Raw genomic sequence first — 14,230 nt, forward strand, 5'->3', positions numbered from 1 at the left:
TGAGGGCATGATCCTTCCAGCGCTGTTCTTCTATTTGTTCGCCGGCATCTGCGTTGCCTCGGCGGTGATGGTGATTGTGTCGCGCAATCCCGTGCACTCGGTGCTGTTCCTGATCCTGGCGTTCGTCAATGCCTCGGGCCTGTTCGTGCTGATGGGGGCCGAATTCCTGGCGATGATCCTGGTCGTGGTCTATGTCGGCGCGGTCGCGGTGCTGTTTCTGTTCGTGATCATGATGCTCGATGTCGATTTCACCGAACTGCGCGAGGGCTTTCTGGAATATTTGCCGGTTGGCCTGGTGATCGGCGCGATATTCCTTGCCGAATTGTTGCTGGTCGGGGGCGGCTGGATCATCAATCCCAATGTCGCCAAATCGATCACGTCCGCGATCCCGGCCAATGTCAGCAACACCGAGGCGCTCGGCCTCGTGCTCTATACCAAGTACATCCACTATTTCCAGATCGCCGGGATGGTGCTGCTGGTCGCGATGATCGGCGCCATCGTGCTGACGCTGCGCCGCAAGGCCAGCGTCAAGCGGCAGGATATTAATGTGCAGAACGCGCGGACGCCGGAACTGGCCATGAGCGTGCGCAAGGTGGCGTCCGGGCAGGGCCTGCTGGATGCGGACGCGGCGGAGTGGGTGCAATGACGATCGGTCTCGGGCACTATCTCTCGGTCGGCGCCATCCTGTTCACGCTGGGGATTCTCGGCATCTTCCTCAACCGCAAGAACATCATCGTCATCCTGATGTCGATCGAGCTGATCCTGCTCGCCGTCAATATCAACCTGGTGGCGTTTTCGACATTCCTCGGCGACATCGTCGGCCAGGTCTTCGCGCTGCTCGTTCTCACGGTTGCGGCCGCCGAGGCGGCGATCGGTCTGGCGGTGCTGGTGGTGTACTACCGCAACCGCGGCTCGATCGCGGTTGAAGACGTCAATCTGATGAAGGGTTAACGCGCCAAATGATTCAGGCAATCGTCTTTCTGCCGCTGATCGGCGCGGTCCTCGCGGGGCTGATTTCGATCTTCGGCGCACACGCACGCAATCCAAGCGGCGACACGGTCGAGCACCATGACGATGCGGATGGCGCGGCTGCCCATGCCTCGGATGCCCATATCTCGGATGACCACGCCGACGATCACGGTCACGACGACCATCACGCGGTCGAGCCGGCGGCGGCGGGTTCGCGCGCGGCCGAATGGATTACGACGTTGCCGTTGCTGGTCGCGGCGGGATTGTCCTGGTTCGCCCTGGTCGATGTCGGCTTCATGCATCACGACGTCAGGATCGCGCTGTTCCCGTGGATCAATTCGGGCGACCTGCAGGTCGCGTGGGCGCTGCGGGTGGACACGCTGACCGCCGTGATGCTGGTCGTGGTCAATACCGTTTCGTCGCTCGTCCACCTCTATTCGATCGGTTACATGGATGAGGACCCGAACCGGCCGCGCTTCTTCAGCTATCTGTCGCTGTTCACCTTCGCGATGCTGATGCTGGTGACGGCCGACAATCTGGTGCAGCTGTTCTTCGGCTGGGAGGGCGTTGGTCTCGCAAGCTACCTGCTGATCGGATTCTGGTACCAGAAGCCGTCGGCGAACGCCGCGGCGATCAAAGCCTTTGTCGTCAATCGCGTCGGCGATTTTGGTTTCGCGCTGGGCATTTTTGCGATCTTCATGCTGATCGGGTCTACCGACTTCGAGACGATCTTCGCCGGCGCGCCGGGCCTGACCGGCAAGACCATCGATTTCTTCGGCTGGCACGCCGATGCGCTGACGCTGACATGCCTGTTGCTGTTCATGGGCGCGATGGGTAAATCGGCTCAGTTCCTGCTGCACACCTGGCTGCCCGACGCCATGGAAGGCCCGACGCCGGTCTCGGCGCTGATCCACGCCGCGACCATGGTCACGGCCGGCGTGTTCATGGTGGCACGGCTGTCGCCGCTGTTCGAGCTCGCGCCCAATGCGCAAGCCGTCGTGATGTTCTTCGGCGCGACCACGGCGTTCTTTGCGGCGACCGTGGGTCTCGTCCAGAACGACATCAAGCGCATCGTCGCCTATTCGACCTGCTCGCAGCTCGGCTACATGTTCGTGGCGATGGGGGCGGGGGCTTACTCCGTCGGCATGTTCCATCTGTTCACGCATGCCTTTTTCAAGGCGCTATTGTTCCTGGGCTCGGGCTCGGTGATCTACGCGATGCATCACGAGCAGGATATCCGCAACATGGGCGGCTTGAAGGACCGGATCCCCTTCACCTATATCGTGATGGTGATCGGCACGCTGGCGCTGACCGGATTTCCGCTCACCGCGGGCTACTTCTCCAAGGACGCCATCATCGAATCCGCGTTCGCCTCGCACAATCCGTTCGCGCTCTATGGCTTCCTGATGACGGTGGTCGCTGCCGGCCTGACCTCGTTCTACTCATGGCGCCTGATCTTCAAGACCTTCCATGGCGAGCCGCACGATCAGGAGCACTATGAGGCCGCGCACGAAGCGCCGCTGTCGATGCTGATTCCGATCGGTATCCTTGCCGTCGGATCGATTTTCGCGGGTTTCCCGTTCAAGGAGTTGTTCGCGGGCCACGCCGTGGAAGAGTTCTTCCGCGAGTCCGTGAAAATGAACCCGCACATCATCGAGGACATGCACCACATTCCCGAAACCATCGCGTTCCTGCCGACCGTGATGATGGCGCTCGGCTTTGTGGTGTCGTGGCTGTTCTATATCCGCCGGCCATATCTGCCGGTCGAACTCGCCAGACAGCAGCCGCTGCTCTACAAGTTCCTGCTCAACAAGTGGTATTTCGACGAGCTCTACGATCTGATCTTCGTTCGCCCGGCCAAATGGCTCGGACGTTTCCTCTGGAAGGTCGGCGACGGTTACATCATCGACGGCTTCGGCCCGGACGGCGTGTCGGCGCGGGTGCTCGACGTCACCCGCAACGTCGTGAAGCTGCAGACCGGCTATCTCTACCACTACGCGTTCGCGATGCTGATCGGGGTTGCCGGATTGATTACCTGGTTCATGTTCGGCTTGGGAGGCCAGTGATGACTACCTGGCCCATTCTTTCCGTCGTTACCTTCCTCCCGGTGGTCGGCACGTTCCTGATCTATATCAGCCGGGGCGACGATGAAGCCGCGCGGCGCAATGCGCGCTGGATCGCGCTGTGGACCACGCTGATCACCTTCGGCGTGTCGCTGATCCTGGTCTGGCGCTTCGATGCGGGGCAACCGGACTTCCAGTTCGTCGAGAAGGCGTCGTGGCTCGCCAGCGGCATCACCTATCACATGGGTGTCGACGGCATTTCGCTGCCGTTCGTGATCCTGACCACCGCCTTGATGCCGTTCTGCATCGTCGCGAGCTGGAAATCGGTGACAATGCGGGTGCGCGAATACATGATGGCGTTCCTGCTGCTGGAAACGCTGATGGTCGGCACGTTCTGCGCGCTCGACCTCGTGCTGTTCTACCTGTTCTTCGAGGGCGGCCTGATCCCGATGTTCCTGATCATCGGCGTCTGGGGCGGACCGCGCCGGGTCTATGCATCCTTCAAGTTCTTCCTCTACACGCTGCTCGGCTCGGTCTTGATGCTGCTCGCCATCATGGCGCTGTACTGGAACGCCGGCACCACCGACATCCCGGCCCTGATGCACACGGCCGTGCCGCGGTCCTTGCAGACCTGGGCCTGGCTGGCGTTCTTCGCCTCCTTTGCGGTGAAGATGCCGATGTGGCCGGTGCACACCTGGCTGCCGGATGCGCATGTCGAGGCGCCCACTGCCGGCTCGGTGATCTTGGCCTCGATCCTGCTGAAGATGGGCGGCTACGGCTTTCTGCGCTTCTCGCTGCCGATGTTTCCGCTGGCGTCGCACGATTTCGCGCCGCTGATCTTCTCGCTCTCGACCATTGCCATCGTCTACACCTCGCTGGTGGCGCTGATGCAGGAAGACATCAAGAAGCTGATCGCCTATTCGTCGGTGGCCCACATGGGCTTCGTCACCATGGGGATTTTCGCCGGAACCACGCAAGGCGTCGCCGGCGGCGTGTTCCAGATGATCTCGCACGGCATCGTGGCGGGCGCGCTGTTCCTCTGCGTCGGCATTGTCTACGACCGCCTGCATACCCGCGAGATCGCCGCCTATGGCGGCCTGGTCAACCGCATGCCGCTCTACGCGCTGGTGTTCATGGTCTTCACCATGGCCAATGTCGGTCTGCCCGGCACCTCCGGCTTCGTCGGCGAATTCATGACGCTGATCGGCACCTTCAAGGTGTCGATCCCGACCGCGACAGTCGCCACGCTGGGGGTCATCCTGTCGGCATGCTACGCCCTCTGGCTCTATCGCAAGGTGATATTCGGCGACCTGGTCAAGCCGTCGCTGGCAAGCATCAAGGATCTCACTTTCCGCGAGAGCCTGACGCTGATGCCGCTGGTGGCTCTCACCATCCTGTTCGGATTTTACCCGAAGCCGGTCCTCGACATGTCGGCGGCGTCGGTGCAGCAACTCGTTACCAATTACAGCCAAGCGGTGACTGCCATGAAGGCAGCCGCGCTGCTGCAGTGAACGCAGCAGGTCAGGACAACACGCCATGAGCTTTGAGAGTGCAGGATATCAGTTGCTGCCCGTGCTGCCGGAGCTGGTGCTGGCCGGGGGCGCCATGGTGCTGCTGATGCTGGGCGCCTATCGCGGGACCCAGACGACCGGCCTCGTCACGGGCCTTGCGATCTGCCTGCTGGTCGCGACCGGTGTGCTGGAATTGTTGCTGCCGGCCGGCAAACTCACCACCTTCGGCGGCAGTTTCATCGTCGACGACTTTGCCCGGTTTCTGAAAATCCTGGCCCTGGTCGGCTCGGCCGCGACGCTGATACTTTCGGTGGAATTTCTCGCTGATCCATCCCGGCGCATCTTCGAATACGCGATTCTGGTGCTGCTTTCGACGCTCGGCATGATGGTGCTGATCTCGGCCGGCGACCTGATCATGCTCTATCTCGGGCTGGAACTGATGAGCCTTGCGCTCTACGTGGTCGCGGCAAGCAATCGCGACAACGCGAAATCGACCGAGGCCGGCCTGAAATATTTTGTGCTTGGTGCGTTGTCCTCGGGCATGTTGCTCTACGGCGCTTCGCTGATCTACGGCTTCACCGGCACCGTCGGCTTCGCGGGTATCGCCGCGGCGGTGAAAACCGGCAGCATCGGCATCGTATTCGGTCTGGTGTTCCTGCTGGCCGGGCTTTGCTTCAAGATTTCGGCGGTGCCGTTCCATATGTGGACGCCCGATGTCTATGAGGGCGCACCGACGCCGGTCACCGCGTTCTTTGCCTCGGCGCCCAAGGTCGCAGCTCTGGCGGTGTTCACCCGCGTGGCATTGACCGCATTCCCCGGCATCGTCCCGCAATGGCAGCAGATCGTGGTGTTCGTTTCGATCGCCTCGATGGCGCTGGGAGCGTTCGCGGCGATCGGGCAAAAGAACATCAAGCGGCTGATGGCCTATTCGTCGATCGGCCACATGGGTTTCGCGCTGGTTGGGCTCGCCGCCGGGACCGCCGAGGGCGCCCAGGGCGTGCTGATCTATATCTCGATCTATGTGGCGATGACGCTCGGCAGCTTTGCGGTGATCATCACCATGAAGCGCAACGGCCAGCATTTCGAGAATATCAGCGATTTCGCGGGGCTTTCGCGCACCAATCCACTGTTGGCATTCTTCTTCGCGATGCTGCTGTTTTCGCTGGCGGGGGTTCCGCCGCTGGCGGGCTTCTTCGCCAAATGGTACGTGTTCGTCGCGGCGATCAAGGCCGGCTTGTTCACGCTGGCCGTCGTCGGCGTGCTCGCCAGCGTAGTCGGCGCCTATTACTATCTCACCATCATCAAGGTGATGTATTTCGACGAGCCGCTGGCCAAGCTGGATCCGATGCGCCTGGAGTTGCGTACGGTGCTGGCGGTCGCAGGCCTCTTCAACATCTTCTTCTTCGTCTATCCGGGGCCGCTGGTCAGCGTGGCGACAGCGGCGGCAAAGTCGCTGTTTTAGACCATCGCTGCGAGCGCATCGGGGTAATCCATCAGCCTTACGCAGAACTAACTGGATTGCTTCGTCGCTACGCTCCGCGTAATGACGCTAAGCACGAGCCATTTCACGACTGCATATCGAACTTCCCGAACCTTACGGATCGCACTCTAGATGGCATTCACGCTCGGTCATCGAGCCATATCCGCGGGCTACAGGCTCGCTGCCTTCGACCATGTCGGGTCGACCAACGCGGAGGCCTTATCGCGCGCCCGCGATGGCGAGCGCGGGCCGATGTGGTTTGTGACCTCCGAGCAAACCGCCGGGCGCGGACGAAGGCATCGCCCATGGATCGCGCCGCGCGGTAACCTTGCCAGCAGCATCCTCGAAACGGTCGACGCGTCGCCCGCGGTCGCGGCGACGCTCGGCTTCGCCGCGGGGCTTGCACTGGAAGCCGCGCTGCAAAAAATCAGCATCGAAGCGTCGCAAAGATCGGCGGGATCGGACGATATGAAGTTTTCGCTGAAATGGCCCAACGACGTGCTGGCGGGGCAACGCAAGCTCGCCGGCATCCTGCTGGAAGCGGAATCCGTGCCGGGCGCGGGCCTGGCCGTCGTGGTCGGCATCGGCACCAACGTCGTCGCCGCTCCGGAGGGCACGCCGACGCCCGCGACCTCGCTGGCAGCACTCGGTGTCCATATCGGCGCGGAAGAGTTGTTCGCAACCTTGTCGGATAGCTGGACGGAATTTCGCGCCATCTGGGACCAGGGACACGGCTTTGGCGAGATCCGGCGGCGCTGGCTGGAGCGCGCGGCCGGGCTGGGACAGCGGGTCGCCGTCCAGGCCGGCGGTGCGACGGTGGAGGGCACTTTCGACACCATCGATGACACCGGTTGCATGATGGTCAGGACGTTCAGCGGCGAGCGGGTTCCGATCTCGGCGGGCGATGTCTATTTCGGCTCGACCGCCTCCGTGGGAGCGGCCTGATGGCGCGACCGGACGAACTGACCTTTGCGCCGCTCGGCGGTGTCGGCGAGATCGGCATGAACCTGTCGATCTACGGCGTCGGCAACCGCCATCAGCGTTCCTGGCTCGCGGTCGATCTCGGCGTGTCCTTTGGCAACGAGGAGCATCTGCCCGGCATCGATACCATCATGCCGGACATCCGCTTTCTCGAAAAAGAACGGAAGAACCTGATTGGTCTGGTGTTGACGCACGCGCATGAAGACCATTTCGGCGCCATCATCGACCTCTGGCCCAAGCTGAAATGCCCGATTTATGCGACCAAGTTCAGCGCCGCGCTGTTCGAGGCTAAATGCGCTTCCGAGCGCAATCCGCCGAAGATCCCGGTCACCGTGGTGCCGTCGGGCGGCCGGATCGATCTCGGGCCGTTCAATGTCGAGTTCATTCCGGTGGCGCATTCGATTCCTGAATCGCATGCGCTGGCGATCCATACATCGGCGGGCACCGTTCTGCATACCGGCGACTGGAAGATCGATCCAACCCCGATCATCGGCCCCCCGACCGACGAGCGGCGGTTGCGCGAGCTCGGCGACGCCGGGGTGCTGGCGCTGATCGGCGATTCCACCAACGCCGTGCGGGAAGGGCGCTCGCCCTCGGAAACCGAAGTCGCAAGGACCATCACCGAACTGGTGAAGGCGGCGAAAGGCCGGGTCGCTGTGACCACATTTGCTTCCAACGTCGCGCGGCTGCGCGCGGTCGCGGATGCTGCGCGCGCCTGCGGGCGCGAGGTGGTGGTGGTCGGCCGCGCCATGGAACGCGTGGTGCAGGTGGCGCGGGAAACCGGCCATCTCGATGGCGTGCAGAAATTCCGCGGCGCTGATCTCTACGGTCATTTCCCCCCGGACAAGGTGCTGGCGCTGTGCACGGGAAGCCAGGGCGAGCCGCGCGCGGCGCTGTCGCGGATCGCCAATGACGATCACCCGCAGGTGACGCTCAACAAGGGCGACTGCGTGATCTTCTCCTCGCGCACCATTCCCGGCAACGAGAAGGCGGTAGGCGCCATCATCAACGGTCTGATCACACAGGGCGTCGAGGTCATTACCGACCGCACCGATCTGGTCCATGTCTCCGGCCATCCGCGCCGCGACGAATTGCGCGACATGATCGCCTGGGTGCGTCCGCAACTGTTGATCCCCGTCCATGGCGAAGCGCTGCATCTGTTCGAGCACGCCAAGCTGGCGCGGGCCGCCGGCGTGCCGAAGGTTCTGATCTGCCGCAACGGCGACCTGGTCAGGTTGGGACCGGGCGATCCCGGAATTGTCGAGCAACTACCGTCGGGGCGGCTCTACAAGGATGGCTCCATTCTGGAGGATTCCAAATCGCGCGCCGTGGTCGAGCGGCGTAAATTGGCCTTCGCCGGCTGCGCCTTCGTCGCGGTCGCAGTGACCGACAAAGGCGAACTGGCCGACGATCCCGAAGTCGATCTGGTCGGAATCCCCGAGAAGAATACCGCAGGCGAGATCATCGACGAAATCGTGTTCGATGTCGTGGTGTCGACCGTGGAGGGGCTGCCGAGGGCACGGCGCCGCGATCCGGACGCCATGGCGGAATCGGTGCGCCGGGCGGTACGCGCCACGATCAGCGAGCACTGGGGCAAGAAGCCGCTGTGCTACGTTCACGTGCTGACGGTCTAGCGGGTGTCTTGATCCAGACGCCGGCTTTTGCGATCGGATCACGCGCAAGCTATAAAGGTAAGGCGGAGGACGGGCATGATGGGGCGGCTCAATCACGTGGCGATCGCGGTCAGGGACGCCGAGAAGGCCGCCAGGATCTATGGCGCGGCGTTTGGCGCCGATATCTCCGCAGCGGTGCCGTTGCCCGAGCACGGCGTCACGACCGTGTTCGTGACCTTGCCCAACACCAAGATCGAATTCATCCAGCCGCTCGGCGAAACCTCGCCGATCGCCAAATTCCTCGAGCGCAATGCCGATGGCGGCATCCATCACATCTGTTACGATGTGCCCGACATCATCGCGGCGCGTGATACCTTGATCAAGGAGGGCGCGCGGGTGCTCGGCGACGGCGTTCCCAGGATCGGCGCCCACGGAAAGCCGGTGCTGTTTCTGCACCCCAAGGACTTTTCCGGTGCGCTGGTCGAAATCGAGCAGGCCTGAACCGCGATGGCGTACACCATCTCAACCGGGTTTGCGATCTACTTCGTGCTGTGGTGGGTCGTGCTGTTCGTGACGCTTCCGTTCGGCGTGCGCAGCCAGCACGAGGACGGCGAGGGTGCGCCTGGCACCGATCCCGGCGCGCCGATCGCGACCAAGATGGGCCGCAAGCTGATCTGGACGACCGTGCTATCGGCGATCATTTTTGCCGCAGGCTTGATCGCCTATCACGCGGGTTTCCTCAATATCGAGCGGCTGTCGAAGCTGATGGGAATGCCGTTCTGATGACTTGACCGGTGCGTGTCCTGCAAGAGCATGCCTTGGAGGTTGGGGAGAGGGAAATGACGTTTCAACGGACCATTGTCGGGCTGCTGGTTCTGACCATCGCGGGCCTTGCGGTGTCTTTTTACGCGCTTTGGAAAACCAACGCCCAGCTGCAGACGATGAAGGCATTCATCGAAGGCTATGTCTTTGCGGAAGCGGTCGCGGCTTGCGAAATGGCGCCGAGCACGACGCCGTTCAAATGGAACGGCGGGACGAAAACCGCGGTGATCGGCTTGAACGCCGTCAAGCTCGACAAGTACAGGATCGTTTCGAGCTATACGCTGCTCGCCGACGGCGTCTATTGCGATTTCGACCCGATCAAGAAGAAAGCCGACATCGGGTCGAATTTCCTCGAGCGGGAATGACGTCCGTCCGCAGGGGAGATCGAAACCCGCAAGCCTGCATCTTCCGAAACGCCCGTACATCCCGAACAAGACGCAGCAAAAAAAGAGCAGGGCTTCTGGCCCTGCTCTAAAAATTGTGTCGACCCTATTTTCCCGTAAATTTGGATTTGATCTTGATTGACGGGGCGACGCTGCTTGTGCGCGTCAGGGCTCCTCCCGAGACTTGGACCACCAGACTTCGACCTTGCGATCAGCCTGAGATCGAATTCGTAGACCAAAATTTTCGTCTTGTCATCAATTTCAGCAACGATTGTTCAAAATTCGAGCAACTTCTGAAATGAATGGAATTTCCGCATGACCGGTCACCAGCCGAACGGGCTCCCGCCGTCGGGTATGGGAGTAGGGTCTGAAGGGCAGGAGAAAGGGTGGGAGCGGCTTTACCCCGGGGGGCTCCCTTCCGACGCGGGGAACGCATCAATTTGGAGGGCCGTGACGCGGCTTAAGTCAATGAACATGCGCAGCCATGTCGGTTGCCGGGGTCATGATGCCGATCATCCCGACGATGACAATGACTCCGAGCCCGAGGGCAATTTCGACCAGCGCGCCGCGAACGAGCCGCTGAACGTTCCGAGCGCCGCGGTCAATTCCAACCTCGCCGCAAAGTCGCGGCAGCAGATATTGGCGGTTGATCGCGGCCAGACCGACCATCGCTGCGAACAGCGTCATCTTGAGCAGCAGCCATCGGCCGTAGCGTGTGTCGATCAGGTTTTCTGGCCCGCCAACCAATAACGATGCATTGAGTGTTCCACTCACGAGCAAGATGCCGACAGCCAGGATGCCGAGATTGGAAAAGCGACCGGTAACGATACACGCCGCTGTAACCCAGCTCTCCTCGCGGAACCGGCGCAGATAGGCGAGCAGCAACGCAAGCGGAATGAGGCCCCCAAGCCAGAGACCGGCCGCGATCAAATGCAGGAAGTCCGCGGCAAGATGGATGCTTCTTTCGAACCCCAGACCTTCCTGGCCGTGTCCCGCAAAGGCCAGGGAGCCGAGATAGGCGCTTGCCAGCAAAGTAGCCAGAGCTCCTTGCCACATGGGTAGGGCGTTGTCCGCTGCCGGTCGCGTCAGCAGGCACACCGCCAGCGCGAAGCCGAGTAACAGTCGCAACTGCCAGGCGAAGCCAAACTGGGTTCGCGACAGCACGACCCAGATCGTGCCATCGGCAACGACCTCGTCGAACGGTTTGCCGGTGATCCGGGCGGACAACAAACACAACCACGCCAGGGCCGATACGATCGACAAGGCCAGGCCGATCCACAAGAGTTTGACGGTGCGGTCGCTGAAGCAAGACCTGGTCGCCGGCAGCCGCAAATCCCCCATCCGCAAGACCGGCGAGGCGATCAACAGATCGAAGAAGACGATGCCAGCGACCATCAACGACGAAATGAAGTGAATATCCCGCACGGCGGCCAGCGGATTGATCAAAACGTCCTCCACGTCGGGCAACATTCGATGCTGCGGCATGACCGAACCCGAACGCAGCGGGTCGGCCATCGCACCTCATCGCGCCTCTTCGGCCGCATCGGCTTCACGGTCCGACATGAAAGCTGAAGTTGCCCTCGCTCGTGTGGGTATCGACCGACAGAACCTGCCAGTGAACCCGGTACGTCCCCGGCGGCAGTTGCTTCAGCCCGACACGCATAACGCTGGCGCTGATCCTCGGCTTGCCCAGATCCACGCGCGCGCCGCTGGCATCGCTTACTTCGACGGAGCTGAATGCCGGCTCCAGATTCTGGTTATAGGAAAGCACGAGCTCCCGCGGCGCGGTGGCCACGGTGGCTCCGACGCGCGGTTCAGCATGCTCGAGAAAGGCATGAGCCCTGGCGGCGGTGCCCGCCATGATGGTGAGCAGGGCCGATATCGCAAAGGTCAGGGTTCGCATGGTTGCTGCCTCAAAAGGTCAATTTGCGGGAAGCGGTCGAGGTGGCGCCGAACAGGGGCTGTCCAAGGGTGGTCGGGAACATGTCGTCGAGATACAGATGCAATTGGCCGAGAACGCCGACCCCGGTGCCGCTGGCGCGGTTGATCGGTATCATCGCCTCCAGGCCGACCTGGAAATAGCTTCCGATAAAGATCACGCCGGGGCTGATCGTTCCAGTCGTGGTGTAGGGATTGCCGAAATTATTCGCGACCGGCGTCGTGAAACTCGCTTCGACGATCGGAATCAGGTGATTGAAGAAATCCGGAAGTTGAAGATCAATGACTTCGGTTCTCAGGTAGGGCAGGCTGTATTGCAACGACGCCCCGTAGACCAATTGCTGCGGAATAAAAACACTCTGGGTGAAGTCGAACGAGTTGGTCGGAATTTGATAGCCGACCTGTCCGGTTACGGCGAATGGACGTATCCAGGAAACGCTGTCAGGCAAATCGCCGAAACCTTTGCCGAAATAGAGCGTCGGGGTAACCTGGCTATAGGTGGTGGCCAACCCGGAGCCGGTTGAGCCGGTGTGGCCCCAATCGACGATGAGCCCGGCCAGCAACGCCAACTCGTGCGACCGGTCCTTCAACACCTGGTACTGGAACGCGGTTTCGAGATTTTGAAATCCCGTCGTCAGCGTGCCGTCGGCCTGGCGAATTTGTGTCCAGTTTTGACCAACCGAAACGCCGAAGTTTTCGGTGATCCGCTTTGAAATCTCGCCCGAAATATCCCACTCGGTGGCCGGCGGCATGTCCCCGGTCCTGGACCACGAAACGGTTGGCAGTGACATTTCGTCGGCGACGCAGGGATCGTCGGTGGCTAGCGTCGCTGGAAAAAAACGGGCGCCAACGAAGCAGTGCGCGAGCGCGTCAGAAGTGAACGCCAATGCGATGAAACTCGCCAGCGCAAAGGAAAGCAGCGTGTGTCGCGACATCAGGATTGCTCCGGTCAGAAAGCGTGAGAAATTGCGGGCAGCCCTTTCAGGCTGCGTTGCATCACGCGCTGAGCGGTGGACCCCTGGGGCGTGCGACCGAGTATCGCGCGAACGAAGATAGACGCAGCGGGCTGGCTGATTGCCGAACCTTGCTGACTTCCGGGTGAACATGCGCGACGGCTACCGGGCGCGGAGCATCCAGAAGGTGAAATGCTCCGGCAAAACAGAGTGAACAATGATCTTCGGCCGGGTGTTTGGACTGGTCGGCCGGCGCGATCGGGCTGCCGTCGGTCGCATGCAGGCAGAGTTGCGATAAGGAAAGCTCGTCAAGGGTGGAGGCATTGGCGGGCTGTGTACCCACCACCGCCAGCAACAAGGGTTGCATCACCAGCGCATAGATCACCGCCGCGCCGACCAGCCTTCGCCAGAATCGCCGCAGTCCCAAGCCAGCGTGACTTTGCCCGGTTCTCATGTTCACGAGCTTATGTTGACATCCAAATCAAGATTCAATTCAAGTTCCCGGCATGCCATGCGGCAACAAGAGACCCGGCAACTCGCTTGGTCGATAGATCGGTAGAGATCGAGGGTTTCGCCTTTTGACGGCATCTAACCCGCTTGCCAGTATAGTTGGTCGGGTGCGGGTGGCAACCCTGATCGCGGCGCGCCATTGTCGGGTCACCGAGGGTCGGCCCGCGCGGTCGCAGCGCCGGCTCGACAATTTCCTGCCAGAGAACTAAACGCAGTGAGCGGCGTATCATCACGTCGGCAAGAATGAAGGTCTCGATGGGATTTACGAGCGAGAACGGCGGGACAGGAAGATCATCCATGAAACAAATCATTCGCGGACTTGTTGGCTTAGGTCTTCTCGCCGTCCTGTTCGCCACCCCGGCGCGCGCCGAGGAGGTCAAGGCCGGCGATCTCGTGATCAGCCAGGCCTGGAGCCGCGCGACGCCGGGTGGCGCCAAGGTCGGCGGCGGCTATCTGACCATCGAGAACAAGGGCTCGGCGCCGGATCGGCTGCTCGGCGGCTCGGCGGACGTCGCCGACAAGATTCAGGTCCACGAAATGGCGATGAACAACGGCGTGATGACCATGCGCCCGCTCGACAAGGGTCTCGTGATCGAGCCCGGCAAGACGGTCAAGCTTGCGCCCGGCGGCTATCATCTGATGCTGTTCGACCTCAGGAACCCGCTGAAGCAGGGCGACAAGCTGCCGGTCACGCTTGAGTTCGAAAAGGCCGGCAAGGTGACACTCTCCCTCGACGTGCAAGGCGTCGGCGCGCAAGGACCCGCAGCTGCGGATGGCTCCGGCGGAAAAATGGAGATGAAGAAGATGCCCGATCACTCCGGCATGAAGATGTGAGACTCGAAGGTTGCAGCGCCGAGGATTTCGAAAGCCCGCCGCTGACCTATGAGCGCCGATGCCCTGAAGGGCTTCCGATGCCGCTGGAAGACGCTTTTGACGCCCCGGCGCGCCCATTAGGTCGGTAACGTCACTCCGGGCTCCGGCGGCGACCGCTTTTGCGCCTTATTCGC

General features: G+C 61.7%; 16 protein-coding genes. 11 read left to right on the forward strand and 5 right to left on the reverse strand.

All coding sequences use genetic code 11. From position 1 onward, the window contains the following. Positions 1–7 precede the first annotated feature (7 nt). From E8A46_RS10945 to E8A46_RS10990, 10 genes are all read left to right on the forward strand, one after another. Positions 8–646, forward strand: a complete 639-nt coding sequence (locus tag E8A46_RS10945; RefSeq protein ID WP_291560383.1) for an NADH-quinone oxidoreductase subunit J — start codon at positions 8–10, stop codon at positions 644–646. Continuing rightward, positions 643–951, forward strand: coding sequence for an NADH-quinone oxidoreductase subunit NuoK (gene nuoK, locus E8A46_RS10950; RefSeq protein WP_074276494.1), 309 nt, complete (start codon positions 643–645; stop codon positions 949–951). The genes E8A46_RS10945 and nuoK overlap by 4 nt, the downstream gene beginning before the upstream one ends. Positions 952–959: 8 nt before the next feature. Then, positions 960–3,035: an NADH-quinone oxidoreductase subunit L gene (gene nuoL / locus E8A46_RS10955; RefSeq protein ID WP_291560389.1), complete on the forward strand. Its 2,076-nt coding sequence runs from the start codon at positions 960–962 to the stop codon at positions 3,033–3,035. Further along, on the forward strand, positions 3,035–4,543 hold the full coding sequence (locus tag E8A46_RS10960; protein ID WP_291560391.1) for an NADH-quinone oxidoreductase subunit M: 1,509 nt from the start codon (positions 3,035–3,037) through the stop codon (positions 4,541–4,543). Before nuoL ends, E8A46_RS10960 begins: the two co-directional genes overlap by 1 nt. Positions 4,544–4,568: 25 nt before the next feature. Continuing rightward, on the forward strand, positions 4,569–6,005 hold the full coding sequence (gene nuoN / locus E8A46_RS10965; protein WP_291560393.1) for an NADH-quinone oxidoreductase subunit NuoN: 1,437 nt from the start codon (positions 4,569–4,571) through the stop codon (positions 6,003–6,005). Positions 6,006–6,155: 150 nt separating this feature from the next. Further along, on the forward strand, positions 6,156–6,968 hold the full coding sequence (locus tag E8A46_RS10970; RefSeq protein WP_291560395.1) for a biotin--[acetyl-CoA-carboxylase] ligase: 813 nt from the start codon (positions 6,156–6,158) through the stop codon (positions 6,966–6,968). Further along, on the forward strand, positions 6,968–8,638 hold the full coding sequence (locus E8A46_RS10975) for a ribonuclease J (protein ID WP_291560396.1): 1,671 nt from the start codon (positions 6,968–6,970) through the stop codon (positions 8,636–8,638). The genes E8A46_RS10970 and E8A46_RS10975 overlap by 1 nt, the downstream gene beginning before the upstream one ends. 75 nt (positions 8,639–8,713) lie before the next feature. Further along, complete coding sequence (gene mce / locus E8A46_RS10980) at positions 8,714–9,118, forward strand: methylmalonyl-CoA epimerase (protein WP_291560397.1); 405 nt, start codon at positions 8,714–8,716, stop codon at positions 9,116–9,118. Between the two features lie 6 nt (positions 9,119–9,124). Further along, on the forward strand, positions 9,125–9,400 hold the full coding sequence (locus E8A46_RS10985; protein ID WP_291560399.1) for a DUF1467 family protein: 276 nt from the start codon (positions 9,125–9,127) through the stop codon (positions 9,398–9,400). A 56-nt stretch (positions 9,401–9,456) separates the two neighbouring features. Beyond that, entirely contained in the window at positions 9,457–9,804 is a 348-nt protein-coding gene (locus E8A46_RS10990) for a hypothetical protein (RefSeq protein ID WP_291560400.1), read from the forward strand. A 483-nt stretch (positions 9,805–10,287) separates the two neighbouring features. Here E8A46_RS10990 and copD read toward each other — a convergent pair whose 3' ends face one another. The 5 genes from copD to E8A46_RS11015 form a co-directional block, all read right to left on the reverse strand. Continuing rightward, complete coding sequence (gene copD, locus E8A46_RS10995; RefSeq protein WP_291560401.1) at positions 10,288–11,337, reverse strand: copper homeostasis membrane protein CopD; 1,050 nt, start codon at positions 11,335–11,337, stop codon at positions 10,288–10,290. A gap of 34 nt (positions 11,338–11,371) precedes the next feature. Continuing rightward, entirely contained in the window at positions 11,372–11,725 is a 354-nt protein-coding gene (locus E8A46_RS11000) for a copper resistance CopC family protein (protein WP_291560402.1), read from the reverse strand. A 10-nt stretch (positions 11,726–11,735) separates the two neighbouring features. Beyond that, positions 11,736–12,695 (reverse strand): hypothetical protein, encoded by a 960-nt coding sequence (locus E8A46_RS11005; protein WP_291560403.1) that lies wholly within the window; start codon positions 12,693–12,695, stop codon positions 11,736–11,738. Positions 12,696–12,756: 61 nt separating this feature from the next. Next, complete coding sequence (locus E8A46_RS11010; RefSeq protein WP_291560405.1) at positions 12,757–13,140, reverse strand: hypothetical protein; 384 nt, start codon at positions 13,138–13,140, stop codon at positions 12,757–12,759. A gap of 61 nt (positions 13,141–13,201) precedes the next feature. Then, positions 13,202–13,522: a hypothetical protein gene (locus E8A46_RS11015; protein WP_291560406.1), complete on the reverse strand. Its 321-nt coding sequence runs from the start codon at positions 13,520–13,522 to the stop codon at positions 13,202–13,204. Between E8A46_RS11015 and E8A46_RS11020 the strand changes: the two genes are divergently transcribed. Further along, positions 13,521–14,057 (forward strand): copper chaperone PCu(A)C, encoded by a 537-nt coding sequence (locus tag E8A46_RS11020; protein WP_291560407.1) that lies wholly within the window; start codon positions 13,521–13,523, stop codon positions 14,055–14,057. The two genes, E8A46_RS11015 and E8A46_RS11020, sit on opposite strands and share 2 nt — an antisense overlap. The last annotated feature ends 173 nt before the right edge of the window (positions 14,058–14,230 follow it).

This window comes from Bradyrhizobium sp., from assembly GCF_004799445.1.
Taxonomy (GTDB): domain Bacteria; phylum Pseudomonadota; class Alphaproteobacteria; order Rhizobiales; family Xanthobacteraceae; genus Bradyrhizobium.

What these genes read in the sequence shown, in the direction of transcription:
- nuoK (WP_074276494.1), top strand. Translation starts at nt 643, where the DNA reads ATGACGATCGGTCTCGGGCACTATCTCTCGGTCGGCGCCATCCTGTTC.
- E8A46_RS10975 (WP_291560396.1), top strand. Translation starts at nt 6,968, where the DNA reads ATGGCGCGACCGGACGAACTGACCTTTGCGCCGCTCGGCGGTGTCGGC.
- E8A46_RS10970 (WP_291560395.1), top strand. Translation starts at nt 6,156, where the DNA reads ATGGCATTCACGCTCGGTCATCGAGCCATATCCGCGGGCTACAGGCTC.
- E8A46_RS10985 (WP_291560399.1), top strand. Translation starts at nt 9,125, where the DNA reads ATGGCGTACACCATCTCAACCGGGTTTGCGATCTACTTCGTGCTGTGG.
- E8A46_RS11015 (WP_291560406.1), bottom strand. Translation starts at nt 13,522, where the DNA reads ATGGATGATCTTCCTGTCCCGCCGTTCTCGCTCGTAAATCCCATCGAG.
- E8A46_RS10945 (WP_291560383.1), top strand. Translation starts at nt 8, where the DNA reads ATGATCCTTCCAGCGCTGTTCTTCTATTTGTTCGCCGGCATCTGCGTT.
- E8A46_RS10960 (WP_291560391.1), top strand. Translation starts at nt 3,035, where the DNA reads ATGACTACCTGGCCCATTCTTTCCGTCGTTACCTTCCTCCCGGTGGTC.
- E8A46_RS11005 (WP_291560403.1), bottom strand. Translation starts at nt 12,695, where the DNA reads ATGTCGCGACACACGCTGCTTTCCTTTGCGCTGGCGAGTTTCATCGCA.
- nuoN (WP_291560393.1), top strand. Translation starts at nt 4,569, where the DNA reads ATGAGCTTTGAGAGTGCAGGATATCAGTTGCTGCCCGTGCTGCCGGAG.
- copD (WP_291560401.1), bottom strand. Translation starts at nt 11,337, where the DNA reads ATGGCCGACCCGCTGCGTTCGGGTTCGGTCATGCCGCAGCATCGAATG.
- E8A46_RS10990 (WP_291560400.1), top strand. Translation starts at nt 9,457, where the DNA reads ATGACGTTTCAACGGACCATTGTCGGGCTGCTGGTTCTGACCATCGCG.
- mce (WP_291560397.1), top strand. Translation starts at nt 8,714, where the DNA reads ATGATGGGGCGGCTCAATCACGTGGCGATCGCGGTCAGGGACGCCGAG.
- E8A46_RS11000 (WP_291560402.1), bottom strand. Translation starts at nt 11,725, where the DNA reads ATGCGAACCCTGACCTTTGCGATATCGGCCCTGCTCACCATCATGGCG.
- nuoL (WP_291560389.1), top strand. Translation starts at nt 960, where the DNA reads ATGATTCAGGCAATCGTCTTTCTGCCGCTGATCGGCGCGGTCCTCGCG.
- E8A46_RS11020 (WP_291560407.1), top strand. Translation starts at nt 13,521, where the DNA reads ATGAAACAAATCATTCGCGGACTTGTTGGCTTAGGTCTTCTCGCCGTC.